The sequence below is a fragment of the Nocardia sp. NPDC051990 genome (genome assembly GCF_040680755.1).
In the GTDB taxonomy this organism is placed as follows: domain Bacteria; phylum Actinomycetota; class Actinomycetes; order Mycobacteriales; family Mycobacteriaceae; genus Nocardia.
On record NZ_JBFAXH010000013.1, the window covers coordinates 112,304 to 136,072 of the forward strand.

The 23,769-nt window shown below is 64.9% G+C and carries 20 protein-coding genes; 9 read left to right on the forward strand and 11 right to left on the reverse strand.

Annotated features, from left to right (window positions below; all coding sequences use genetic code 11):
- Positions 1–57: 57 nt before the first annotated feature.
- The 3 genes from uvrA to AB0L63_RS22700 all read right to left on the reverse strand — a co-directional run bounded on the left by uvrA (position 58) and on the right by AB0L63_RS22700 (position 5,479).
- On the reverse strand, positions 58–3,093 hold the full coding sequence (uvrA, locus tag AB0L63_RS22690; protein WP_364504251.1) for an excinuclease ABC subunit UvrA: 3,036 nt from the start codon (positions 3,091–3,093) through the stop codon (positions 58–60).
- Positions 3,094–3,209: 116 nt separating this feature from the next.
- Positions 3,210–5,273: a glycogen debranching N-terminal domain-containing protein gene (locus tag AB0L63_RS22695; RefSeq protein WP_364504253.1), complete on the reverse strand. Its 2,064-nt coding sequence runs from the start codon at positions 5,271–5,273 to the stop codon at positions 3,210–3,212.
- Between the two features lie 29 nt (positions 5,274–5,302).
- Positions 5,303–5,479 (reverse strand): hypothetical protein, encoded by a 177-nt coding sequence (locus AB0L63_RS22700; protein WP_364504256.1) that lies wholly within the window; start codon positions 5,477–5,479, stop codon positions 5,303–5,305.
- Between the two features lie 628 nt (positions 5,480–6,107).
- Between AB0L63_RS22700 and AB0L63_RS22705 the strand changes: the two genes are divergently transcribed.
- Positions 6,108–6,740, forward strand: a complete 633-nt coding sequence (locus AB0L63_RS22705) for a response regulator transcription factor (RefSeq protein ID WP_364504259.1) — start codon at positions 6,108–6,110, stop codon at positions 6,738–6,740.
- Here the strand turns inward: AB0L63_RS22705 and AB0L63_RS22710 are convergent.
- Both AB0L63_RS22710 and AB0L63_RS22715 read right to left on the reverse strand, forming a co-directional pair.
- Positions 6,737–7,525 (reverse strand): sigma 54 modulation/S30EA ribosomal C-terminal domain-containing protein, encoded by a 789-nt coding sequence (locus AB0L63_RS22710; RefSeq protein ID WP_364504262.1) that lies wholly within the window; start codon positions 7,523–7,525, stop codon positions 6,737–6,739. The genes AB0L63_RS22705 and AB0L63_RS22710 overlap by 4 nt on opposite strands.
- Before the next feature lie 352 nt (positions 7,526–7,877).
- Positions 7,878–9,068, reverse strand: a complete 1,191-nt coding sequence (locus tag AB0L63_RS22715; RefSeq protein ID WP_364504265.1) for a beta-ketoacyl synthase N-terminal-like domain-containing protein — start codon at positions 9,066–9,068, stop codon at positions 7,878–7,880.
- Between the two features lie 202 nt (positions 9,069–9,270).
- On the opposite strand from AB0L63_RS22715, the gene AB0L63_RS22720 reads away from it, so the two are divergent.
- The 3 genes from AB0L63_RS22720 to AB0L63_RS22730 all read left to right on the forward strand — a co-directional run bounded on the left by AB0L63_RS22720 (position 9,271) and on the right by AB0L63_RS22730 (position 13,338).
- Positions 9,271–10,602, forward strand: coding sequence for a diguanylate cyclase (locus tag AB0L63_RS22720; protein WP_364504268.1), 1,332 nt, complete (start codon positions 9,271–9,273; stop codon positions 10,600–10,602).
- 9 nt (positions 10,603–10,611) lie between these two features.
- Entirely contained in the window at positions 10,612–10,950 is a 339-nt protein-coding gene (locus AB0L63_RS22725; RefSeq protein ID WP_364504271.1) for an antibiotic biosynthesis monooxygenase, read from the forward strand.
- 126 nt (positions 10,951–11,076) lie between these two features.
- Positions 11,077–13,338 carry an ATP-binding domain-containing protein gene (locus AB0L63_RS22730; protein WP_364504427.1) on the forward strand — a complete coding sequence of 754 codons (2,262 nt, stop codon included), beginning with the start codon at positions 11,077–11,079 and terminating at the stop codon, positions 13,336–13,338.
- 62 nt (positions 13,339–13,400) lie between these two features.
- On the opposite strand, the gene AB0L63_RS22735 is transcribed toward AB0L63_RS22730, so the two are convergent.
- From AB0L63_RS22735 to AB0L63_RS22745, 3 genes are all read right to left on the reverse strand, one after another.
- Positions 13,401–13,853, reverse strand: coding sequence for a universal stress protein (locus AB0L63_RS22735; protein WP_364504274.1), 453 nt, complete (start codon positions 13,851–13,853; stop codon positions 13,401–13,403).
- Positions 13,854–14,316: 463 nt separating this feature from the next.
- A complete protein-coding gene (locus tag AB0L63_RS22740; protein ID WP_364504276.1) occupies positions 14,317–14,697 on the reverse strand; it encodes a DoxX family protein in 381 nt (126 codons plus the stop codon).
- 163 nt (positions 14,698–14,860) lie between these two features.
- Positions 14,861–15,715 carry a helix-turn-helix domain-containing protein gene (locus AB0L63_RS22745; RefSeq protein ID WP_364504278.1) on the reverse strand — a complete coding sequence of 285 codons (855 nt, stop codon included), beginning with the start codon at positions 15,713–15,715 and terminating at the stop codon, positions 14,861–14,863.
- A 53-nt stretch (positions 15,716–15,768) separates the two neighbouring features.
- On the opposite strand from AB0L63_RS22745, the gene AB0L63_RS22750 reads away from it, so the two are divergent.
- Complete coding sequence (locus AB0L63_RS22750) at positions 15,769–16,254, forward strand: VOC family protein (protein ID WP_364504281.1); 486 nt, start codon at positions 15,769–15,771, stop codon at positions 16,252–16,254.
- A gap of 38 nt (positions 16,255–16,292) precedes the next feature.
- Here the strand turns inward: AB0L63_RS22750 and uvrB are convergent, their stop codons facing one another.
- Positions 16,293–18,476 (reverse strand): excinuclease ABC subunit UvrB, encoded by a 2,184-nt coding sequence (uvrB, locus tag AB0L63_RS22755; RefSeq protein ID WP_364504284.1) that lies wholly within the window; start codon positions 18,474–18,476, stop codon positions 16,293–16,295.
- Between the two features lie 272 nt (positions 18,477–18,748).
- On the opposite strand from uvrB, the gene AB0L63_RS22760 reads away from it, so the two are divergent.
- Together AB0L63_RS22760 and AB0L63_RS22765 are read left to right on the forward strand one after the other, a co-directional pair.
- The gene (locus tag AB0L63_RS22760) at positions 18,749–19,387 is read left to right on the forward strand and encodes a hypothetical protein (protein ID WP_364504287.1); all 639 of its coding nucleotides are present in this window, start codon (positions 18,749–18,751) and stop codon (positions 19,385–19,387) included.
- 76 nt (positions 19,388–19,463) lie between these two features.
- Positions 19,464–19,988, forward strand: coding sequence for a DUF402 domain-containing protein (locus AB0L63_RS22765; RefSeq protein ID WP_364504290.1), 525 nt, complete (start codon positions 19,464–19,466; stop codon positions 19,986–19,988).
- 9 nt (positions 19,989–19,997) lie between these two features.
- On the opposite strand, the gene coaE is transcribed toward AB0L63_RS22765, so the two are convergent.
- Positions 19,998–21,209 carry a dephospho-CoA kinase gene (coaE, locus tag AB0L63_RS22770; protein ID WP_364504293.1) on the reverse strand — a complete coding sequence of 404 codons (1,212 nt, stop codon included), beginning with the start codon at positions 21,207–21,209 and terminating at the stop codon, positions 19,998–20,000.
- Between the two features lie 296 nt (positions 21,210–21,505).
- On the opposite strand from coaE, the gene AB0L63_RS22775 reads away from it, so the two are divergent.
- Together AB0L63_RS22775 and AB0L63_RS22780 are read left to right on the forward strand one after the other, a co-directional pair.
- Positions 21,506–21,718 carry a hypothetical protein gene (locus tag AB0L63_RS22775; protein WP_364504459.1) on the forward strand — a complete coding sequence of 71 codons (213 nt, stop codon included), beginning with the start codon at positions 21,506–21,508 and terminating at the stop codon, positions 21,716–21,718.
- 84 nt (positions 21,719–21,802) lie between these two features.
- Complete coding sequence (locus AB0L63_RS22780) at positions 21,803–21,994, forward strand: hypothetical protein (protein ID WP_364504296.1); 192 nt, start codon at positions 21,803–21,805, stop codon at positions 21,992–21,994.
- 130 nt (positions 21,995–22,124) lie between these two features.
- Here AB0L63_RS22780 and AB0L63_RS22785 read toward each other — a convergent pair whose 3' ends face one another.
- Positions 22,125–23,669 carry an alkaline phosphatase family protein gene (locus tag AB0L63_RS22785; protein WP_364504299.1) on the reverse strand — a complete coding sequence of 515 codons (1,545 nt, stop codon included), beginning with the start codon at positions 23,667–23,669 and terminating at the stop codon, positions 22,125–22,127.
- Between the last annotated feature and the right edge of the window lie 100 nt (positions 23,670–23,769).

The following is a 23,769-nucleotide window of genomic DNA, read 5'->3' on the forward strand; positions in this document are numbered from 1 at the left end:
AGGCGGATCGGCACACCGCCAGGATCAGGTGTGGCCGAGACAAACGCGCGGAGGAGATCAGCGTAGCGCCGCCGCCTTTCGTGCGGCGCGCTTTGCGGCGGCGGGGTTGGGTGCCGGAATCGCCGTCGCCGTCGCCTTTGCTGTCGACGAGTTGTTCGCCGCTGCCTTGGTTGCGGCCTTCTTGGCGGGAGCTTTCTTCGCCGCCTTCTTGGCGGGCGCCTTCGGCTCGGTCGCGGCGGGCAGTGCCAGGACTTCCTGCAGGAACTGGCCGGTGTAGCTGGGCGCAACTTCGGCAACATCCTCCGGAGTGCCCTCGGCGACCACCGTGCCGCCGCCGGAGCCTCCCTCGGGACCCATATCGATCACCCAGTCGGAGGTCTTGATGACATCCAGGTTGTGCTCGATGACGATGACCGTATTGCCCTTGTCCACCAGGCCGTTGATGACCAGCAGCAGCTTACGGATGTCCTCGAAGTGCAGGCCGGTGGTCGGCTCGTCCAGGATATAGACGGTGCGTCCGGTGGAGCGCTTCTGCAGTTCGGCCGCCAGTTTGACGCGCTGTGCCTCACCGCCGGACAGGGTCGGCGCACTCTGGCCGAGTCGCACATAGCCCAGGCCGACATCGACCAGGGTCTTGAGGTAGCGGTGAATCGAGGTGACCGGTTCGAAGAACACCGCGGCCTCCTCGATCGACATATCGAGCACCTCGGCAATGGTCTTGCCCTTGTAGTGCACCTCGAGGGTCTCCCGGTTGTACCGGGCACCGTGACAGACCTCGCACGGGACATACACATCCGGCAGGAAGTTCATCTCGATCTTCAATGTGCCGTCACCCGAGCATGCCTCGCAGCGGCCGCCCTTGACATTGAAGGAGAATCGGCCCGGCTGATAGCCGCGTACCTTTGCCTCGGTGGTTGCTGCGAACAGCGTCCGGATCTTGTCGAATACGCCGGTATAGGTGGCCGGATTCGAGCGTGGTGTCCGGCCGATCGGCGACTGATCCACCTGCACGAGCTTGTCCAGATGATCGAGGCCGTTGATCCGGGTGTGCCGGCCCGGCACCTGCCGCGCACCGTTCAGCTTGTTCGCCAGCACGGTCGCCAGAATGTCGTTGACCAGCGTGGACTTACCGGAACCGGAAACACCGGTGACCGCGGTGAGCACGCCGAGCGGGAAGCCGACGTCGATATTGCGCAGGTTGTGTTCGTTCGCACCGACCACGGTCAGCTGGCGCTTCCTGCTGACCGGTCGCCGCACCATCGGCACCTCGATGCGCTCGCGACCCGAAAGGTAGGCGCCGGTCAGCGATTTCGGGTCGGTGAGCAGTTCGTGATACGGACCGCTGTGCACGACTTCACCGCCATGCTCACCGGCCAGCGGACCGATATCGACCACCCAGTCCGAGGCCCGAATGGTGTCCTCGTCGTGTTCGACCACAATCAGCGTATTGCCCAGATTCCGCAGTCGCGTGAGGGTTTCGATGAGCCGTCGGTTGTCGCGCTGGTGCAGACCGATCGACGGTTCGTCGAGCACGTACAGCACCCCGACCAGTCCGGATCCGATCTGGGTCGCGAGCCGGATGCGCTGCGCCTCACCACCGGACAGCGTCGCCGCGGCCCGCGACAGGCTCAGATACTCCAGTCCGACATCCAACAGGAAGCCGAGCCGTGCCTGCACTTCCTTGAGCACCTGCCCGGCGATGGCGGTCTCCCGCTCCCCCAGAGTCAAGGCATTCAGGAATGCCGAGCAATCGCCGATCGACAATTCGCTCACATCGGCGATGGACTTCTGCTCACCGCCCGAAGCGATGGTGACGGCCAGAATTTCCGGACGCAGCCGAGCCCCGTTGCACACCGGGCACGGCACATCGCGCATATACCCGTCGTAATGCTCCTTCATCTGCTCGGATTCGGTGCTCTCCATGCGCCGTTGCAGGAACGGCATCACGCCCTCGAAATCGGCGTAGTACGAACGCTTGCGGCCGTACCGGTTGGTGTAGGAGACGTGCACCTGATCCGAACTGCCCTCCAGCACCGCCTTGCGTGCCTTCGGCGGCAGGTCCTGCCAGGGCGTATCCATGGAGAATCCGATGGCTTCGGCCAGACCCGACAGCAGCCGGGTGAAGTATTCGGCGGTCTGTCCGCGCGACCACGGTGCGATCGCGCCCTCGGCCAGGCTCAATTCGGGATCGGGCACCACCAGATCCGGATCGACCTCCTTGCGGATGCCGAGACCGGTGCAGTCCGGGCAAGCGCCGTAGGGCGAGTTGAACGAGAACGAGCGCGGTTCGAGATCCTCGATATCGAGCGGGTGACCGTTGGGGCAGGCCAGCCGTTCGGAGAAGCGGCGCTCCCGATCGTGGGCGTGCTCGTCGCGGTCGACGAAGTCGAGTACTACGATGCCGTCGGCCAACCGCAGCGCGGTCTCGATCGAATCGGTAAGGCGCTGTTTGGAACTCGGCTTCACCTGGAGCCGGTCCACCACGACCTCGACGTCGTGCTTCTCCTGCTTCTTCAGTTTCGGCGGATCGGTGAGCGGATACACCACGCCGTCGACCCGCACGCGCGAGTAGCCCTGGGTGTTCAACTGGTCGAACAGATCGACGAATTCCCCCTTGCGGGTGCGCACCACCGGCGCGAGCACCTGGAATTTGATGCCCTCCTCCATGGCGAGCACCTGGTCCACAATCTGCTGCGGAGTCTGCTTGGCGATCAGCTCACCGCAGACCGGGCAGTGCGGGGTGCCGGCGCGCGCATACAGCAGACGCAGGTAGTCGTATACCTCGGTGATGGTGCCGACCGTCGAACGGGGGTTGCGGTTGGTCGACTTCTGATCGATCGACACCGCGGGCGAAAGTCCCTCGATGAAGTCGACGTCCGGCTTGTCCATCTGTCCGAGGAACTGGCGCGCGTAGGCCGACAGCGATTCGACATAGCGGCGCTGCCCCTCGGCGAAGATCGTGTCGAAGGCAAGGCTGGATTTGCCCGAACCGGATAGACCGGTGAACACGATGAGACTGTCGCGGGGCAGATCGAGGTCGATGCTCTTGAGATTGTGCTCGCGAGCTCCGCGCACAGTGAGGCGTTCCGCCACCAGGTGGTCCCTTCTCGATCGTGTCGGTCCAACAGACGTGATACCCCCAGCGCCATGCTAGGCCGACCCACCGACAAGTTTCGTCGCGCGCCGGGTTCCCCGGTCATCGGTCCAGGTCAGGAGTCGGATCGACGAAGATTTCCAGCCAGTCCGCTGAGTTGCCAGCCCGCACTGTCCACGGTGACGGTGAGCACATCCGACCCCACCCGGACCCCGCTCACCCGCAGTGGCAGATACCGCTGCGGCACCGCGGGCGCGACCGACGCCGACCCGCTGCCCGGCTCCAACCGCAACATACTTCGCATGAAAAGCAGCGGCGCCGCCGACGCCCACGCCTGTGGTGAGCACGAGGTCGGATACGGCACCGGGGCGTCGAATTCCGCGCGATCGAAACCGCTGAACAGCTCGGGCAGTCGATAGCCGAAACGAGTCGACGCGTCGAGCACTCCATCGATCACGCGGTTGGCATGTTCGGTGAATCCGTAGCGCATCAGTCCGGCGGCGCAGATCGCGTTGTCGTGTGGCCACACCGACCCGTTGTGATAGCTGACCGGGTTGTAGGCACCCATGTCGGTGGCCAAGGTGCGGATCCCCCAGCCGCTGAACATCTGCGGTGACAGCAGGTGATCCGCGACCGACCGCGCCTTGTCCGCATCGATGATCCCGGTCCACAGACAGTGCCCGATATTCGAGGTCAGCGCGTCGATCGGGCGCTTGTCCCCAGCCAAACCGATGGCGTACCAACCGCGCTCGGGCAACCAGAACGCCTTATTGAACGCTTCCTTCAACGCCGCCGCCTTGGCACGGAACCGATCCGCGGTCGGGTGATCGCCCACATCGGCCGCGAGCGCCGCCCGCGCCACATACGCCGCGTACACATATCCCTGCACCTCGGCCAGCGCGATCGGCGCCTCGGGCAGCGTGCCGTCGGCGAAATTCACCCCGTCCCAGGAGTCCTTCCACCCCTGGTTCGCCAAGCCGTGTTCGGATGCGCGCTGATACTCGACGAATCCGTCGCCGTCCGCATCGCCGAACTGCTCGATCCACTCCAGCGCCCGATCCGCATGCGGCAGCAGTTCGTCCCTGGTCTCGGCATCCAGCCCCCACCGATGCAACTCACCGAGCAACATCACGAACAACGGTGTGGCATCGGCGGTTCCGTAGTACACGGTGTCACCGCCGAGCAGCAGCGTCGCGGCCCGCCCGAACCGCACCTCATGCGGGATCCGGCCGGGCTGCTCCTCGGTCACGGCGCGAACCTCGGTGCCCTGCAAGCCCGCCAGACTCTGCAGCGTGCCGATGGCCAGTCGCCGGTCCAGCGGCAACACCATCCACGAGGTGAGCAGCGAGTCCCGCCCGAACAGCGCCATGAACCACGGCGCGCCCGCGGCGACCACCGCCCGCTCCGGATGACGTGGGTCGAAGATGCGCAGCGCGCCGAGATCGACGACGGCGCGCCGCAATACCGCGGCGAGCGTCTGGTCGTCGGTGTGCACCGACGGCGAATTCTCGTACCATTCGCGCATCCGCAGCGCGGGCGCGCTGTACGAGATCGGATTTCCACACAGATGCCGCGGCGTTACCACCGATCCGAGCGTCGGCTGGTACTGAATGCAGACCGACCATTCCCCGCGCCCGGGCAGCTCGACCTGCCACCGCAGTTCACGGTCCACCGCGGTCGCCCCCGCGGCGGTCACCGTCACCGCCAGCGGCAGATCAGTCCGGCTGATCTCGACCGTGCCCGCCGTCGACCTGCTCTTGGTGACCACCACGCTGTCGCCGATCCGCCCCTCCTTCACCTCGAAAAGATCGGCGAAGTCGGCATCGAACTCCAGGACGACCGCACAGCTGAGCGCCGCACCGGAGAGATTGCGCACGGTCACGTCTTCGCGCATGCCGTCGCCGACATGTCGCGCGACGGTCACCAGTGCCGTGCTGTCGGCACGTCCGGGCCGCGGCGGCGTCCTGGCCAGCAGCGTCGCGCTGTAGGGCTCGGTGTGCTGGACGGTGAGCGGTTGCGGCGCCAACCCGTCGACGGTCAGCCGCCACCGTGACAGCACCCTGGTATCGCGCACGAACAATCCCTCGGCCCGATTCGGGCTGATGACACCGCCGTCCTCGCTGATGCAGAATGTCGAGCCCTCGACCAGTGTCACCCCGGCGACCGGTCGTGGCGCCACGGGGTCTGCGCCGTCACCCCACGGGCTCGTCAAGCGACCGGTGTGGGCGCCGTGGCCCGGCTCGTCCGTACATCGGCATCCTGCACCAGCGGTACCCGAGGCGCCCACAGCGCCTCGCGCGGTTCGGGGTCGTCGAGTCCCATCGGTGGACGCACCCGCTCAGTGTAGTAGCGCCACGCCTCCAGTTCGCGGCTCTTGGTGATCATCGCCTGTTTTCGGTGCGCCGGCCCGGGCCGCCTGGATTGCGTTCTCCGCATTCATCCGGCCGACCGAGACGAGGCGATCATCGCCACCCGGTCCGAATCGGTGTGCGGCACGATCAGCCGACGTTCATGGATACGTCCACTCTTCTTCGGGTTCCGGCTCCGTAGCGATAACGGGGATCTCCCGAATGGCGCGGCCGTGCGCGAACCGCCATTGCACGCCGCATGCTCGGCACCGGAACAGGGTATCCCGGTGGTCGACGAAGGTACCGATGGCGTGCGAGCCACAATCGGGACAGCTCTGCGGTGGACCGAAAACATTTCCGAAATCGAGTGTCGCCGAATATGTCATTGTCCGAGATAACTGTGCATGGGGCCCTCCAAGGCCACGCTGCCGAAAGACCTCTTTGAATGACTTCGGCCTCAGCATACCCGGAACCCCGATTCGCACAATGCCATTCGAAGGGTCGGTTTTTCTCGGCGTTTCGATAGCGCTGGCCGGTACATTCGAGTCGATATTTCTCGAAATTGTCGTTTCCGATATACCGGCGTGGCCCGCCGAGGGTTACCTTGTCAGGTAGGACCACACGCCGGGGACGCACGAGATCCCCTGCACCGCACAGGAGGTCGCGTGATCACAGTGTTCCTCGTCGACGACCACGAGATCGTCCGACGCGGCCTCGTCGACCTGCTGGAGAGCGATCCGGAACTCACCGTGATCGGCCAAGCCGGCGACGTCGCCGACGCCATGGCGGGCATTCACACGACGCGACCCGATGTCGCCATACTGGACGTCCGACTGCCCGATGGGAACGGCATCGAACTGTGCCGCAACCTGCTCGCCGAAATCGACGATCTGCATTGTCTCATCCTGACGTCGTACACCGATGAGCACGGCATGTTGGACGCGACATCGGCGGGCGCGAGCGGGTATGTCGTCAAGAACATCAAGGGCATGGAATTGGCCGCGGCGATCAAACAGATCGGCGCGGGGCGTTCGCTATTGGATAACCGCGCGGCGGACGCACTCGAGGCCCGATTGCATTCCAGCACCGAAGACGACGGACCGCTGGCCGACCTCACCGAACAAGAGCGCCGACTACTCGCATTGCTCGGCGAAGGATTGACCAATCGACAGATCGCGGCCCGAATGTTCCTGGCCGAGAAGACCGTCAAGAACTACGTTTCCCGGCTCCTGGCCAAACTCGGCATGGAACGACGCACCCAGGCCGCGGTGCTGGCCTCCAAACTGCATGAGCACTAGCGGATTTCGGCCGGAACAACGATGGTGAGATCGCCATCGTAGCGGCGATACAGCAGTCGACCGCGACCGCTGTCGGTATCGGTGAAGAACAGGAACGGCAGTCCCTTGCGGCACAATCGGGGCACCGCCGCCTCCTCGCTCAGGGTCGGTGCCGGATACGAATCCATCAGCAGAGGTAGGGAATTCACCGTGAGCGGCCGATCCACCGGAGCCAGCGGTGCCTGCGTCGTGCGCTGCCTGGTCAGCCGGACACCGAGCGGATCCGTCCAGCTCACCAGGGCATCCTCACCGGTTTCGGCATCGCTGAACAGGTATGCGTCGTAATCCATCGCATCCATTACCGCCGTCGCCTCGGCGGGCATGCCGGTGAGCAACGCGCAGTGCTTGCGCCGCACGATCGGGCGCGGCTCGGTGACCCTGGCCAGGGGCGGACGCGCCGGATCGGGCCACTCACGTGACTGTTTGGTCGTCAGCCGCGCGATCTGCCGGTCCAGCCGCTCCACCGCGAAGGTCACCGCGAAGCCGCGTGGACCGGTGACCTGCACCCGGGTCGGGGTGTCCTGTATGCGAATGTTGGCCTGCACCAACGTGGGTTCGTTCGAATCCACCGGCGCGGTCACCCGTACCCGTGCCGCCGCGTCGAGGTGGTGCCGGCGCAGCACGCGGCCGATCCCCCGTACCGCCCTGGTCACATCCGCGGGCGGCACCGCACCCCGGGTTGTCACGGCCAGTTCGGGATCGGTGGCGGTGGCCCACAGCTCCGAAGAGCGCAACGGCGAATTCATAGGACATCCCTACTTTCTATTCCCGGTGTGCGACCATGCCATCACCGCGACGCCACCGCGAACAGGGCCGAAAGTCCTCGAATCGACCAACTAGACTGGCGTAGGCGCTATTACGAGCCTGCCAGAACCGACCAGGCCGCACTGGCCATGCAGCTGGCCGAAACCCAGTGCAGGATGCGCGAACTCGATATCCTCGCCGACCGCGACCGCAGCTGTCGCCGCCGTGCAGCGGGGTGAGAAGTCGGATGGGCAGTTCACCATCGGACCGGTGGTGGCCGGGATACACCGAACAGCGGCCATGCCGAGCACGAAGTTGTCCTGGTCGGTGCCGCTGCCGTAAGTCGGCACGGACTCAATCGACGGGACCGAGCACCACCATCGAATTATTGCCGCCCATGCCGAGCGACAGCTTGGCCGTGATTCCACCCTCGAAGGGCGTCGGACCATCCAATAGTCGCTCGTAGGCGGGCGCGACGATCGGTGCGGCGGGCACGATGCCACGGTCGTAGGCCAGCGCGGCGGCGGCCACCTCGACACCCGCTGCCGCGCCCTGGCAGTGCCCGGCCAGCGGCTTGACCGAATAGACGTGCGGCCGGTCGTCGAACATCCGCCGGAGCAGATCTCGCTCGGCCACATCGCACTGCCGGGTGCCGGTGCCGTGCGCGTTGAAATACCGTACATCCGCGGGGGCGATGGCGGCATCGGCGAGCGCGTTGCGCGCACAGTTGAAGATCTGGGTGTGCCCGGGATCGACCGAAACCACGTGATAGGCGTCATTGGTCATTCCGCCGCCGAGCACCGCGGCATAGGGCCGGTCGACCGAGCGCGTAACGACGAAAGCGACCGACGCCTCGCCCATACTGAAACCGCGGCTGCCCTCCTGAAAAGGGCGGCATGCGGACAGCGGTTCGGTATCGCCGACCGCGGCACCGAGCCGGACGAAGTGCTCGACCATCTCGGGAGTGGCCGACATATCGGTGGCGACACAGAGCACATCGTCGGCGAAACCGCAATCCAGCCATAGTTTGGCGGTGATCAGCGCGACATTCGCCGAGCTGCACGCCGCCGAGACATTCATCGATGGGCCGTGGAAACCGAATTCCTGCTGTAGTACCGACATCGGTGTGGATGGCAAGAGTCGCAGGTAGTCGCGGGAGCGCCGGTGCGCATCATCGACAATATAGAAGTCGCGCCAGTTGGCGACGTCGCCGAGCACGATAGCGTGCAGCAGGCCGACGGTGCGGCCCGGTCGCCAACCGCGCTGGGCCGCGTCGGCGATCGCCTCGCGAGCCGACTCCTGTACGACGCGTCCGTAGATACTGGTGCTCACCATGGGATCGCCGCCATCGGGGACCAGCGAAACCCAGGCGTGCTCATCGCGGCCGACGCCGTAGCCTGGTTGTAGGGCAGCCGCGGATTTCCCACTCAGCAGCCCCTGCCAGAGCGTCTCCCGACCCCAGCCGTACCCGCTGACCATACCGATCCCGGCGATCTTCATATGATCTTGATGGTGCTTTTCATCGTTCGGGTTCGCACCTGGCATGGCATCGCTCCTTTACCGGCTCCCCGGGCCGAAGCGGCGTTCGGATCGAGAATGTTCATAGCTCCGGATTCTGTAATGATCACCAGATAGCGCCCGGACTGTGAGCGAAGCAATAGCGTCGACGATGTGATCTTGTACACATCGATACCAGAATAATCCCATGTTCCAATGGCCATGATTGGGTCGATGATCGGGGGTTCGAGTGGATGAGGACAAGGCAGTAGACGCCGAGCAGCTGGCTCAGCGCTACCGCTCCCTGGTCGAACACAGCCCGGACGGGATCGTCGTGCACGAGCGCGGCACCGTCGTCTACGCCAACCCCGCCACCGCGCGCATGTTGGGCGCCGACAGCGCCGATCAGCTGATCGGCCAGCCACTGACGCGGTTCGTCCATCCCCGATCCGTGCCCGGCATGCTGGACCGCATCCGCCGGCTGACCACCGCTGGCGCGGCCTCCGATCCCACCGAAATGGAGCTGATCCGGGTCGACGGCGAGATCGTCCCGGTCGAGACGGTTTCGGTGCTGACGGCATGGCACGACCATCTCGCCTATCAGGTGGTCATCCACGATCTCACCGCCCAGCGCGCCGCCGAGGCCGCGCAGCGCCGGGCCGAACAGCACTTCACCACGGTCGTCTCACAGCTGGAGGAGGGCGTGGTGGTGATCGACCGCAACGGCCGCATCGAATCGGCCAATCCCGCGGCCGTGCGGATCTTCGCCATCGACGAACGCACCGGCGAACTGATCGGCGCCACCATCGATGAACTGCCGCTGACCCTGCTCGATGCCAATGCCCAGCCGCTACCAGCGAGTCGGCATCCGGTCGCACGCACCCTCGCGACCGGCGAAACGATCACCGGATACATCTTCGGCGTCGACCGTCACGACGGTCAGCGCCGCTGGCTGTCCGGCAGTTCCCGGCTGCTCAATCCGGGCGATCCGGATTCGCCGGCGGTGTCGTCCTTCGCCGATATCACCGAATTCCGGGCCAGTCGCAGGCAATTGGAGTTCCAGGCCACGCACGACTCGCTGACCGGACTGGCCAACCGCTCGCTGATCCTGTCCCAACTCGCCAATGCGCTGGCCGCCAGCGAGGATCTGCCGGTCTCGACGGTGCTGTTCATCGACCTGGACAACTTCAAGGCGATCAATGACACCCTCGGTCACGCGATCGGCGATACCGTACTGCAGATCGTGGCCCAGCGGTTGCAGCGCGCACTGCGCGGCACTGATCTGGTCGGCAGGCTCGGTGGCGACGAATTCCTGGTGCTGCTGTCCGGCCGGACCCGGCGCGTCGATCTCGACTCGCTGATCCTGCGGCTGCGCTCGACCATGGCCGAGCCGATCATCGCGCGCGGGCACCGGATCGAGGTGAACGCCACGATCGGCGTGACCGAACTCGCAGAGGGCGATCACCGCACGCCCGAGGCGGTGCTGCACGACGCCGATCAGGCGATGTACCGTGCCAAGCCGACCGGACACCGGGAACGCACCAGCCTGGGCCGCAGACCGAATAACACGCACGCTTCCTGAGGGTTTCGCATGATCATCGAACACGCGCTGCTGCCCGTCGACTCCGCCGAGGCGGCGGCCTTCGAGGCGGCGTTCGCCGAGGCCAGGCCGATAATCGAGAGTATGCCGGGGTTCCGATCGCTATCGCTGTCGCGGTGCATCGAGGCGCCCGATACCTATTTGCTGTTGGTGGGATGGGAACAGTTGAGCGACCATGTGGATGGTTTCCGCGGGTCCGCCGGGTATCGGCGCTGGAGGCAGCTGCTGCACCATTTCTACGAACCGTTCCCCGTCGTCCAACATTTCACGCCAGTCCTGGCTACAGACCAGCTACCTGCGGTTACAGCGAGCCCGCCGAACCGGCAGTAGACTCGAAAACTCTGTTTTCAATGGCGTTCGCGTGCACCGTGACCTGCGTGTGCACCAGCTCATCGCGGTGACAAGGAGTTCAGTTTGCCCGACCGCCTCACTCAGGATCGTGCCGCGCACAACGGCATGCCAGAGCGGAACCGCGAGATCGATCACGAGCAGACATACCTGTCGGTGCTCTATGAACGACTCGACGATATGCGTGAATACGCCACGAATCGGCTGCGGACCGTCCTGCTGGAAACCGGTGGCACCCCGCAGGCCCGCACCGAACGCGAATCCTTCAGCCAGCTCTACTCCGAGGATCTGGCCAAATACGATGCCGCCGAACACGGCCTGTGTTTCGGCCGCATCGACCTCGACGGTGACCAGGAAGGCGAATACCGCTATATCGGCCGGCTCGGCATCCTCGACGAGAAGGACGATTACGAGTCGCTGCTGTTGGATTGGCGCGCGCCGCTGGCCCGTCCGTTCTATCTCGCAACGACCGCCGCACCGGACGGAGTGATCCGGCGTCGACATATCCGGTCCCGCAATCGACGGGTCACAGCCATCAATGACGAATACCTGAACCTCGACGCCGCCCGGACCGCCGGTGTGACCGACGGCGGGGGCGGGGTCGGCAGCGAGAGCGCGTTGCTCTCGGCGCTCAATGCCGCCCGCACCGGCCATATGAACGACATCGTCGAGACCATCCAGAGCGAGCAGGACGCGATCATTCGCTCCGAGCACAAGAGCGTGCTGGTGGTGCAGGGCGGTCCGGGCACCGGCAAGACCGCCGTCGCACTGCACCGTGCGGCCTACCTGCTCTACACCTACCGTCAGCAGCTGGCCAAGAGCGGTGTGCTGATCATCGGTCCGAACGCCACCTTCCTCGAATACATCGGCCAGGTGCTGCCCTCGCTCGGTGAGACCGGCGTACTGCTGTCCACCATCGGCGATCTGTATCCGGGCGTGAAGGCCACCCGCGAGGATTCGCTGCGCGCCGGCGAGGTCAAGGGCTCGCTGGCCATGCTAGAGGTGCTCAAGCACGCGGTGCGCGACCGCCAGGAGGTGCCATCCGAGCCGATCCGGCTCACCTTCGACGGCTACCCGGTCACCCTCGACCGCAAGATCGCCACCAAGGCGCGCGGTCGAGCCCGCTCCTCGCGGCGGCCGCACAATCTGGCCCGGCCGATCTTCGCCTCCTCGGTCATCGACGCACTCACCGAGCAACTGGCCCAGACGATGGGCGCGGATCTGTCCGGCGGCCAAAGTCTGCTCAGCCGAACCGATCTCGCCGAAATCCGGGACGAAATGCGCGCCGATCCGGAGATCCAGGCGGCCATCGGCCAGCTCTGGCCGATGCTGTCGCCGCAGGAGGTGCTCGCGGATCTGCTGGCCGATCCGAAGCGACTCGACCGGGCCGCGAGCAGTCTTGATCCGGCCGACCGAGCCGAACTCGCGCGCTCGGACAACGGCGAATTCAGCGCGCCGGACGCACCGCTGCTCGACGAACTCGCCGAACTGCTCGGCATCGACGACACCGAGGAGCGCGAACGCGCCCGCCGCCGCTGGCGGGCACAATTGGCCGAGGCGCAGGACGCACTCGACATCCTGACCGGTTCGGCACCGCAGGATCTCGAGGACGACCTCGATCCGGAGATCCTGATGGCCTACGACCTGATCGACGCCAGCCAGCTGGCCAAACGTCAGGATGTGCGTAACCGGCAGACCACCGCGGAACGCGCTGCGGGTGACCGCAATTGGACCTACGGCCATGTGATCGTCGATGAGGCGCAGGAACTTTCGGAGATGGCCTGGCGAATGGTGATGCGCCGCATTCCGAATCGATGGGTCACCGTGGTCGGCGATGTCGCGCAGACCGGCGATCCGGCGGGCGCCTCGTCCTGGCAGCGGATGCTGGAGCCCTATGTGGCACAACGATGGAAGCTCACCGAGTTGACCGTGAACTACCGCACCCCGGCGGAGATCATGGCGGTCGCGGCCGATGTGCTGGCCGAGATCGATCCGGATGCGGCGGTGCCGCGGTCGGTGCGGGAGACGGGTGCACGGCCGCACGCCCATGCTGTCGATGCGAGCGAATTGCGCAGTGCGGTAGCACAATTGGTCGCCGCGGAAACCGGCCCCGGCACCACTGCCGTCATCACACCGCATGCGATAGTCGCGGACTTCGCCGAGTTGGTCGGCGAATCCGTCCGGGTGCTGACGGTGCACGAGGTCAAGGGCTTGGAATTCGACGCGGTGTATCTGGTGGAACCTCAGGGCATACTCGACGAATCGCCGCGCGGGTTGAACGACCTGTACGTGGCACTCACCCGAGCAACCCAGCGACTCGCAGTGGTGCACACCGGCGAGCTCCCGTCAGTACTCAATACACTGGATTGACGAGAACGACGACAGCCGCACATTCCCGGGGAAATGTGCGGCTGCCGTTTCGGCTTTACTGCTTACCTGACGGTGTGCACGATCAGCACATCCGAACGGGACTTCCGGGCCACATCCGAGGGCACCGAACCCAGCAACCGGCCGGCCAGGGTGTTCAGGCCGCGGTTACCGACGACCAACAGATCGGCCTCGATCTCCTTGACGAGCGCGAGCAGCGAGTCGACGGGCTCACCCACGATCGCACGCTCGACGATTTCCTCGGCGCCCGCCGCCACCGCCCGGTCCCGGGCGGTGCGCAGGATCTCGTTGGTGGGTGCGGAGCCGTGCACTTGGTAGGCCTCGTCCTTGAGCACATCGTCGGCGGCGGCCACATCGCGATCGTCGGTCGGGTAGTACGCGCAGGTCACGACCAGGGTCGCACCGGCGGCCGCGGCCAGCGCGGCGGCCTTGTCGACCGCGACATACGACGAGTCCGAGCCATCGGTACCGACGACAATGGTCCGGTAGGCGGTCATCTTTCCTCCAACTATGTGATGTCGGGTGCCTGCGTCGGCGCCACCTGGAGTCGTGGCACCCGCGCGGCGACTGGGTCGACCATAGCGGCAAATCGGCCGGAAATAGCAGAAATCGCAACACATCACACAGCCGGTGTTCTGGGTTTACCGACACAGGTTCATCCGGCGAATGCCGTAGGACCTTTGCGACCTGGGCGGATCCAATTTACCGGTTCGCGACTTGTGATCCATCACAACCAGCGCGAATGTTCTTGTCCCCCTGGGATATTCATCACATATCCCGACCGGCACCGTTACCTGACGGAAATGTATACCCGACCGAGACCGACAAGAACGTACCCGGCCGGGCAGATGCCAACCACCCGGTTCCGCTGTTACCGTGCTGACGCTGCGTCGAACCACAAATTCCTATCGCCTATACGGCGGAAAATATCGGTGCGCGCGGCGCAAAATCCGATCGTATCTACAGACCGGTGAAAAGCGGTGCGGTGATGGTCGATCCGAGTTCGTCGACATGCCCGAAGAAGGCGAACAACATGAGCGAGGCACCGGCGAGCGAGAGATCCTTGTTGAAATGGATCATCTCGCCCTGTTTGGCCTGCGGATCCGTCTCCCGCCAGAACTGATGCATCAGGAAGGCCGTCGGCACCAGCATGATTACCAGCAGCAGCGCGCCGAGGTCGGCCCAGACGCCGAGAAGTACGCTGAGGCCACCGACCGCGAGCACGACACCGCCGGCCAGCACCGAGACCCGCGCCAGCGGCAGGCCGCGAATCTGCGCATAAGCGGTCATGGCGTCGGTCTGCATGAAATGCCCGACCGCGGAACCCAAGAACACCACCACGAAAAGAACCCGCCCGATCAAACACCACGACATCCATGGCGCAACCGCCTCTGCGCGTATTCAGGCCATAACAGTAAGTGCCCTCCGATTTGGATACAGATCTTGCGTCACGTGCCTATCACCTTTCGGGCGTACCCGACGAGTTATCCATGTAATCACGAACTCAGCCGACCTTCTGAGAGCGTAGCGAATTCTTGGCATACTCCAGTGGAGCCATTCCGACTTCCGCGGCGAACTCACGGGAGAAATGTGCTTGATCGAAATAACCCAACTCGGTAGCCAGCGCGGCCAGATCTTCGATGCGCCCGCGCGCGAGTAGATCCGCGCCGTCCTGGATCCGGTATCGGCGCAGCACCCATTTCGGTCCGGCACCGACATACCGCCGGAACATCCGCTGCAATGTGCGGATCGGGATATCGAACCGATCGGTGACCTGATCGACCCTGGTCAGCTCTTGGTCCTGTTCCATGGCGGCGACGATGCGCAGCAGCAGTCGGTAGTTGGGATCCGCCACCGCCGTTCGGCCGATCAGAAAATCCTCGATTATGGTGCGGCGCTTGATATCCGAGGGTTCGGCCAATACGTCGTCGGCCAGCTCGGCCGCCTCGGGCAGCACGTCCGTGAGCGGAACGGCGGTGTTCCGGAAGGCACCGACATCGAGTCCGGTGAACGCGCCGAATCCCCCTGCGCGAAAGCGAATGCCGAAGGTCTCCCCGACACCGCTGAGCTCTCGGACGAACTTCGTCGTGCAGACGCCATTGACGAAACCGCCGGTGCGGGTTTCGCTGCGTTCGAAGGTGACGTTCACACACGGGAACGGCAGCACCTCGGCGTAGTACGGCGGCCGACCGGTCAGATCCCAGCGCACCGACCAATACCACTCGACGAACCACCCGACCGCCGGGCCGGCCGGCAACCGCGCCAACGACCGATGCCGGGTTTGCTCGTCGGGATGCAGAATGCCCTTCATATTGTCGAGCGCGGGTACCGGAACCGGCCTGTCGGCTGCCCCGGTCACGGCTGTCGCTTTCTTACAAGACCAGCGCGCCGCGCTCGACCATGCTTATCGGCATGAACGAAACCGCGAACACCGACACCGTGAACCCCATCGCCGAGGGCTACCACTCCATCACCTGCTTTCTGGCCGTCCCCGACGGCAATAAGGCAATCGAGTTCTATACCAACGTCTTCGAGGCCGAGGTGATCAGCCGCAGCGATCTCCCCGACGGCCAGCCCGCGCATGCCGAACTGAAGATCGGCGACTCGACCCTGCAACTCGGCATGCCCATTCCGGACAACAACGTGCTCGCCCCCAATGGCGAATGGGTGCACACCTCGATCGTGCACTACTGCCCCGATGTCGACGCGGTCGTCAAGCGCGCCATCGAGAACGGCGCCCGCAGTGCGGAGGAGCCGCAGACCTTTGTCACCGGCGACCGCTTCGGCGTGATCATCGATCCCTTCGGCCACCGCTGGACGGTGCTGACCAAGGTGGAGGATGTCTCGCGCGAAGAGGCCGAGCGCCGCGTCAACGAATGGATGGCGACCCAGAGCTGAGCCATACCGAGCCCGGCGGCGTCGAAAGACGCCGCCGCTCAACTCAACCCCGCGGCGTCCATCCCGCGCAGTTCCTTCTTCAGATCCGCGATCTCGTCCCGCAGCCGACCGGCCAATTCGAACTGCAACTCGCGGGCCGCATTCATCATCTGCGCGGTGAGTTCCTTGACCAGATCGGCCAATTCGGCCCGCGGCATCGACTTGACATCGCGCCCCTCGTACACGCCCGCGCTGACCGCCCGCCCCGGCTCGCCCTGGGCGCGGCGACCGCGGCTGGCATTCCGACCGGAACCACCGACGGCCACCTCACTGTCGTCGGCCTCCTGATATACCTGATCCAGAATGTCGGCGATCTTCTTGCGCAGCGGCTGTGGGTCTATGCCCATCGATTCGTTGTAGGCGACCTGCTTGGCCCGGCGGCGTTCGGTCTCCTCGATCGCGTGCTGCATCGAGTCGGTGATCTTGTCGGCGTACATATGCACTTCACCGGAGACATTGCGCGCCGCGCGGCCGATGGTCTGGATGAGGCTGGTGCTGCTGCGCAGGAAGCCCTCCTTATCCGCGTCCAGGATCGCCACCAACGACACCTCGGGCAGGTCGAGACCTTCGCGGAGCAGATTGATGCCGACCAGCACGTCGAACTCACCAAGTCGCAGCTGTCGCAGCAGCTCGACCCGACGCAACGTGTCGATCTCCGAATGCAGATACCGCACCCGGACCCCAAGTCCGAGCAGATAGTCGGTGAGGTCTTCGGCCATCTTCTTGGTCAGCGTGGTGACGAGCACCCGTTCGTCGCGCTCGGTCCGTAGTCGGATCTCGTGCACTAGATCATCGATCTGGCCCTTGGTCGGCTTGACGACGACCTGCGGATCGACCAGACCCGTCGGGCGGATCACCTGCTCGACCACCTCGCCGCCGGCCTGGCCGAGTTCGTACGGCCCCGGGGTGGCCGACAGGTAGACCGCCTGCCCGATCCGCTCGGCAAACTCCTCCCAGGTGAGCGGCCGGTTGTCGATCGCCGACGGCAGCCGGAACCCGAACTCGACCAGATTGCGCTTACGCGACATATCGCCCTCATACATGCCACCGATCTGCGGAACAGTGACATGCGACTCGTCGATGACGAGCAGGAAGTCCTCCGGGAAGTAGTCCAGCAGCGTGGCGGGCGCGGAGCCGGCCGCGCGCCCGTCGATATGGCGCGAGTAGTTCTCGATGCCCGAACAGAAGCCGACCTGGCGGATCATCTCGAGGTCGTACTGGGTGCGCATGCGCAACCGCTGTGCCTCGAGCAGTTTGCCCTGGCGCTCCAGTTCGGCCAGCCGCTGCTCGAGTTCGGCTTCGATATCGCGGACCGCGCGCTCCAGCCGCTCCTGTCCCGCGACATAGTGCGTGGCCGGGAAGATCCGAACGGTATCGACCTGGCGCACCACGTCGCCGGTGAGCGGATGCAGGTAGTACAGCGCCTCGATCTCGTCGCCGAAGAATTCGATGCGCACCGCGAGTTCCTCGTAGGACGGAATGATCTCGACGGTGTCACCGCGCACCCGGAAAGAACCGCGGGTGAAGGACATGTCATTGCGGGTGTACTGCACGTCGACCAGCAGCCGCAGGAAGGCGTCGCGATCGATTTCGGTACCGACATCCAACTGCACCGACCGGTCCAGATAGGACTGCGGCGTACCGAGACCGTAGATGCACGACACCGACGCGACCACCACGACATCGCGACGCGAGAGCAGACTCGAGGTGGCCGAATGCCGCAGCCGCTCGACATCGTCGTTGATCGAGCTGTCCTTCTCGATATAGGTATCGGTCTGCGCGATATAGGCCTCGGGCTGGTAGTAGTCGTAGTACGAGACGAAGTACTCGACGGCGTTGTTGGGCAACATCTCTCGCAGCTCATTGGCCAGCTGCGCGGCCAGCGTCTTATTCGGCGCCATCACCAGCGTCGGCCGCTGCAGCCGCTCGATCAGCCATGCGGTGGTGGCCGACTTACCGGTACCGGTCGCACCGAGCAGCACCACGTCACGCTCGCCCGCCTTGATGCGGCGCTCCAGTTCGGCGATGGCCGTGGGCTGATCGCCGGCCGGCCGGTGTTCGCTGACGACCTGGAAGTGCCCATCGGCCCGCTCGATCGCCCCGACCGGCCGGAACTCCGAATGTGCCAGCGGGGTGCCCCGGTCTTCGTAGCCTTCCGCCGGGATTTCGGTTGCGAATGCCATGGTCACCAGCCTAGGCGCAGGCACCGACAGATTCCGCTGCCCGGCGGATCCGCCGCTGCCGGGCCGGGCATCGGATCACGATCGACATACGCTTTCGCGATCTGACGCACCACCTCACACCAATGCCGATGGGCAATCTGTTACCTGTCCTATAGGACAGGTAAACGGACATTAATGTCTTTTGTCGCAACGAAATTCGTCTCTTTCTCAGCATCACCGAATCGCGCACAACAGGTGTAATCTGGGTTGGTTGTCGGACTGAGGATGAGGCCATGAGCGCTCTGATTCCATTGCTCGCCGCCGCGCCCGCCGTGACCGGTATCGCCGGTTACGTTGCGCGTGACTTCCGGGGGGTCGCGCCCGTGATCCAGCCAACCACCACCGCACCGGGATCGCCGATGACCACCACCCAACTAAAACCGAAGATCGAACATTTCAATATCGCCGAACTGACCATGACCGATCCCAAGGGTTTCGTGCGCCCGATCGACCGCGTGCACGTCGAGCCGTGGGGCCTGTACGTGGCACGCACCGTCAATGGTCCACGGATCCAATACCTGGAAACCTGGCTGCTACCAGAACTCTGGTTGCGCGTGACGATCGCGCACTACCAGCCCGGACATCACCGCGACCTGGACTATTGCCTGCATATCGGGGAGTACACCCGGATCGAGCCCAAGCGCTGGAAGTCCATGGACCAGTACCTCGAGATCGCGGTGCGCCACTCTCGCTCGGCCGAACTGCGTGGGGTGGCCGATCTGCTGTCGGCCCATTCCGCCGGTCTGATCGATACGGCACACGCACATCGCGCCCTGGACCGGGCGGCGAAGGCGATGGCGGGCGTGGCCGCGCACGGGCACGAGGTCGAACCCTGGCTTGCCACCAACGAGATCACACTGACCTGGATGTAGCCGATCCACCGTGCCAGTCTGTCCAACCGCTGCCGTACCACTCGACGGCGCGGCAACGGCGGTAGATTCTGTTTGCATGACACAGGCACCATCAGTGGACGTGCACAGGCCCAAAGTCGAGTACTTCAATCTCGCGGACCTCACGAACACGGACCCGAAAGGCTTCGTCCGGCCGGTCGAGCGCTACCGGACCGAGCCGTGGGGCCTGTACATGGCACGCACGTCGGATCATCCGCAGTTCCACTACATCGAGTCGTGGCTGCTGCCCGGGCTCGGCATTCGGGTGACGATCTTCCACTACCACCCCGCACATCGACGCGATCAGGACTACTACCTCGACCTCGGCCGATTCACCCAGGTCGATGCGAAGAAGTGGAAGTCGGTGGACCACTACCTCGATATCGTGGTGCGCTCGGGCCGCGAGACCGAACTGCTCGACGCGGACGAGTTGCTCGCCGCGCACACCGCCGGTCTGATCACCCTCGCCGAAGCCAAGGCCGCCATCGAACGCGCTGCCATCGCGATCGATGGCATCGCCGCCAACGGCTACTCGCTGGACCGCTGGCTCGCCACCATGGACATCACCCTGACCTGGCAGTAGTACCGCCGCTCAGTTTTCGACGCAGTCGCGCCAGGCGGCGGCCCGCACGTAGGCGGCGTCGAACCACGGTTCCTTCACCGCCAGATACGCAAGCGTCGCCGCCTCGCCGGTCAGCCCTGCCGCCTTGGCCTCGCCCTCGCGCTTGACCTCCAGATATTCCGCGCGCACTGCCGCATCGGTGCGCAGCCAGTCTCGGAACAGCAGCGCGAACTCCTGTCCGGGCGAACCCGCCACCCGGATATGCACATTCGCCAGCCGCCCCGGATCGGCGTTCTGGTGAAACCGCTTGGCCCACAATGCCGTATCGCTGCCCGTCGGATCCGCCGCCGTCGGCTTCGGATTATCGCCGGTGATATCCGGGCACACCGGAAAACCGGCCGCCCCCAACGCATCTCGCAGCCCATCGGCAGCCGCCAGATCCGCGACGGTGATCTGCACATCGATCACGTCCTTGGCTGGCAATCCCGGCACCGCGGTCGAGCCGATGTGGTCGATCCGTGCTGCCGCCGGACCACAGGCCACCCGCAGCCGAGCGATGAGCCGCTGCGCCTGCGCCGCCCACTCCGGATTCGCGGGAACAACGCGCAACGCCGTGCGGCGCGCCGGAGTCGCCGTGCGCAGGTTCTCCTCGAATGGCAATAGCCGTTGCACCCATAACTGCCGGACAACCGGATCAATGGCCCCGGGCTCGCCGCTATTGTCCAACAGCACATCCGCCACGGCATGGCGCTGTTCGTCGGTGGCCTGCGCCGAAATACGCGCCCGCGCATCCGATTCGGAAACGCCCCGGAATTCGACTAATCGCCGTATCCGAGTTTCCGCCGGCACATCGACGATCAATACGAGATTCATCAGCGGCGCGAGACCGTTTTCCACCAGAAGTGGAATATCTTGAATGAGAATCGCATCCGACGGCGCGGTCGAAATCAGTTCCGTGGTTCGTTTGCCAACCAATGGATGGACAATGGAATTCAGCGTCGCGCGCGCGTCGTCGTTTCCGAATGCCTTGGCCGCCAGCGCCGGCCGGTCCAGACTGCCGTCGGCGGCGAGGATGTCGGGGCCGAATGCCGCTACCAACGCCGTCAGGCCCTCGGTCCCGGGCTCGACGACCTCCCTGGCGATCACATCGGAATCGACGATCACCGCGCCGAGATCGGCGAGAATCCGCGCCACCGTCGACTTGCCCGCTCCCATGCCTCCGGTGAGGCCGATCCGCAACATTCGACCAGTCTCGCATCCACGATCTCGCACCGAACACAACCCCCTGACCGCACAGCCCACTCAATCGGCCGCGTTACCCACTCGCGCCGGACATTCCACTGCCCGAAACAGCATTTGCCCGATCCGTGACTAGGCCGAGACCATCTCGCAACATTTCCGATCGAACCCCGAGCGCGGGCCATAGCTTTCCGACACGCCGAAGCAATTACTTGTGCAAAATACTGTGCCGAACACTTTCGTTCGACTAATCTTCGCCGTGGCGATTCAGGCCAGCACCGGCAAGCAAAGGAACAGCATTGGGCATCAAAATCAACCAGGCGGGTCGCCACCGCCTGGGCAAGGCGGGGGGCATGCACTGCATCAAGCACCCCGCCGTCGCGGCCGCGCTCGCCGAGCACCGCCGCTCGTGGTTCACCGCTTTGATCAGCCCCGCGCGGCACAGCTTCGCTGCCATGCGAAAGCGCTCCGCTGCCGCGACCGCGTACTGGGCGCCTGCGACCGCTAGCTGACTTCAGCCGCCCATCTGGCCATAGACCTCTAATGACCCAGCCCTACCAGGGGCTGGGTCATTTCGTGCTGCCCGTCAGCACTCGTTGGCGCTCGAGGCACTTCTGCTCAATCTGCTGGCCACCGGCGCCGCACTCGGACTCACCGTCGCGGTATTCCAGCACGGCATCGGCGAATCCGCGCTCGGCTTCCACAGCACCGGATTCCTGCGGGTGCATCTGCCGATGCTGGTATTCGCCGTATTGTTCGGCCTATCCATGGATTACAGGTATTCGTGATCCGAAAGCATGAAAGAACACTGGGACGAAACCGGCGACAATACCGTCGCGGTCGCGGATGGACCCCAACGCACCGCCTGGCCGATCACCGCGGCGGCCGCCATCATTGTCGCGCGGGCGAGGCCACCGCCTACCCCCGTACGATGCCGCTCGGCCGACGTCGGGAGCCGGGCTGCTGGGTCGGCATCTGGTTGGGCGGCACCGGATACGGGACACCCGAGGTCGCGGTGCCCAGCGCGATATTCGGGCCGCATTGGGCGATCGCGGCATCCATCTTCGGCTTCGGATCACTGAGCACCGGCTTCGTGGCATTCGGGGCCGAGCCGAAATCGAAGGCCGAGGTCATATCGCCAGTGACGCTGCGCCGCCACCGCGTCAGATTCGGCACGTCGACGCCGAAGCGAGTTTCCAGCAGCCGCAGCTGCGAGGTGTGATCGAAGGTCTCCGATGCGACCAGACCCCCGCGGCTGTACGGCGAAATCACCAGGCCGGGAACGCGATACCCCAAACCGATCGGACCCGCGATACCGTTCGACGACTTCACCCGATCCAGCGGCACCGTGACGAATTCGCCCGGTGTGCCGGCCGGAGCGGTCGGCGGGGTGACGTGGTCGAAGAAACCACCGTTCTCGTCGTAGCTGATGATCAGCGCGGTCTTTTCCCACACCTTCGGATTGGAGGTGAGGATATCGAGCAGTTGCACGATGCCGTACGCCCCGAAGGCCGCGGGCAGCGCGGGATGTTCGCAGTTGATCAGCGACGGAATTACCCAGGAGACGGCGGGCAGCGTGTCGTTGGCAACATCGGCCTGGAAGTCGTTGGGATACACCGGCGCAAGGCCGCGCCGGGCCAATTCGCAATTCGAATCCGAGGATTGGGTGAAGCAGCCGAGCATGCCGTCCAGGAGCACCGAGGACAGCGGACCGACATCGCGGTTGTTGTAGACCTTCCAGCTGACGCCCGCCTCGGAGAGGTTCTCCGGGTAGGTTCGCCAGCTATAGACGTGCTGTGGGATCAGCGTGGGCGTCTCCAGCAGCGGCCCACCCGCCACACCGTCCGGGTCGATGGTGGCGCTGATCCAGTACAGCCGGTTCGGGTCCGTGGGGCCCAGAACCGAGCAGTGGTAGTTGTCGCAGATGGTGAACGCATCGGCGAGTTCATGGTGGATCGGGATGTCCTCGGGCAGGTAGTAGCCCATGGCCGCGGCTGCGTTGGCCGGGCCGACGCCGGCAATGGACATCGGCATCCACTGGTCGTTGGCGCCGCCGTTCCAGGCCCGGTGCATACCGCCCCAGCTGTGGTCCGGATCGTTGATGCATTCGCCGTCCAGGGTCGCACCACGGGTGGTGTCGAGCCGGAACGGATTCACGAAGCCGTCCGGGGTCGGATCTGCACCAGGGGTCCATCCGTACTGCTGCCAGGCCTTGGATGCCTCGCCGAAGCCGCGCACGCCGGACATGGTGCCGAAATAGTGGTCGAAGGAACGGTTTTCCTGCATGAGCAGCACGAAATGCTCGATATCGCCGAGGCCGCCGGTACCGGCCGGATCGGCGGCGTAGGCGCGTTCGATGATCGGATTGGCCCAGGACGCCAGTGCGCCCACCGCCCCAGCCGCGGCGGCCTTCGCCAGGAACTGCCTACGGTTGAGACCGCTGAACGGACTCGCTGCGCACATGCGTACTGTTGCCTTTCATCGTGGCCTGGCTCACCGGACTCGGTCGGGCCGGGTGCCACCTATTCGCCTGCACCCTACCGCGGAGTCGATCAGGCTTCCG

Excerpts from the sequence above, each read along its gene's own strand:
- coaE (WP_364504293.1), bottom strand. The coding sequence starts at position 21,209 with ATGTTGCGGATCGGCCTCACCGGAGGCATGGGAGCGGGCAAGTCGACG.
- AB0L63_RS22735 (WP_364504274.1), bottom strand. The coding sequence starts at position 13,853 with ATGACCGCCTACCGGACCATTGTCGTCGGTACCGATGGCTCGGACTCG.
- AB0L63_RS22700 (WP_364504256.1), bottom strand. The coding sequence starts at position 5,479 with ATGATCACCAAGAGCCGCGAACTGGAGGCGTGGCGCTACTACACTGAG.
- AB0L63_RS22710 (WP_364504262.1), bottom strand. The coding sequence starts at position 7,525 with ATGAATTCGCCGTTGCGCTCTTCGGAGCTGTGGGCCACCGCCACCGAT.
- AB0L63_RS22765 (WP_364504290.1), top strand. The coding sequence starts at position 19,464 with ATGACACAGGCACCATCAGTGGACGTGCACAGGCCCAAAGTCGAGTAC.
- AB0L63_RS22760 (WP_364504287.1), top strand. The coding sequence starts at position 18,749 with ATGAGCGCTCTGATTCCATTGCTCGCCGCCGCGCCCGCCGTGACCGGT.
- AB0L63_RS22725 (WP_364504271.1), top strand. The coding sequence starts at position 10,612 with ATGATCATCGAACACGCGCTGCTGCCCGTCGACTCCGCCGAGGCGGCG.
- AB0L63_RS22730 (WP_364504427.1), top strand. The coding sequence starts at position 11,077 with ATGCCAGAGCGGAACCGCGAGATCGATCACGAGCAGACATACCTGTCG.
- uvrB (WP_364504284.1), bottom strand. The coding sequence starts at position 18,476 with ATGGCATTCGCAACCGAAATCCCGGCGGAAGGCTACGAAGACCGGGGC.
- AB0L63_RS22785 (WP_364504299.1), bottom strand. The coding sequence starts at position 23,669 with ATGTGCGCAGCGAGTCCGTTCAGCGGTCTCAACCGTAGGCAGTTCCTG.
- AB0L63_RS22715 (WP_364504265.1), bottom strand. The coding sequence starts at position 9,068 with ATGCCAGGTGCGAACCCGAACGATGAAAAGCACCATCAAGATCATATG.
- AB0L63_RS22750 (WP_364504281.1), top strand. The coding sequence starts at position 15,769 with ATGAACGAAACCGCGAACACCGACACCGTGAACCCCATCGCCGAGGGC.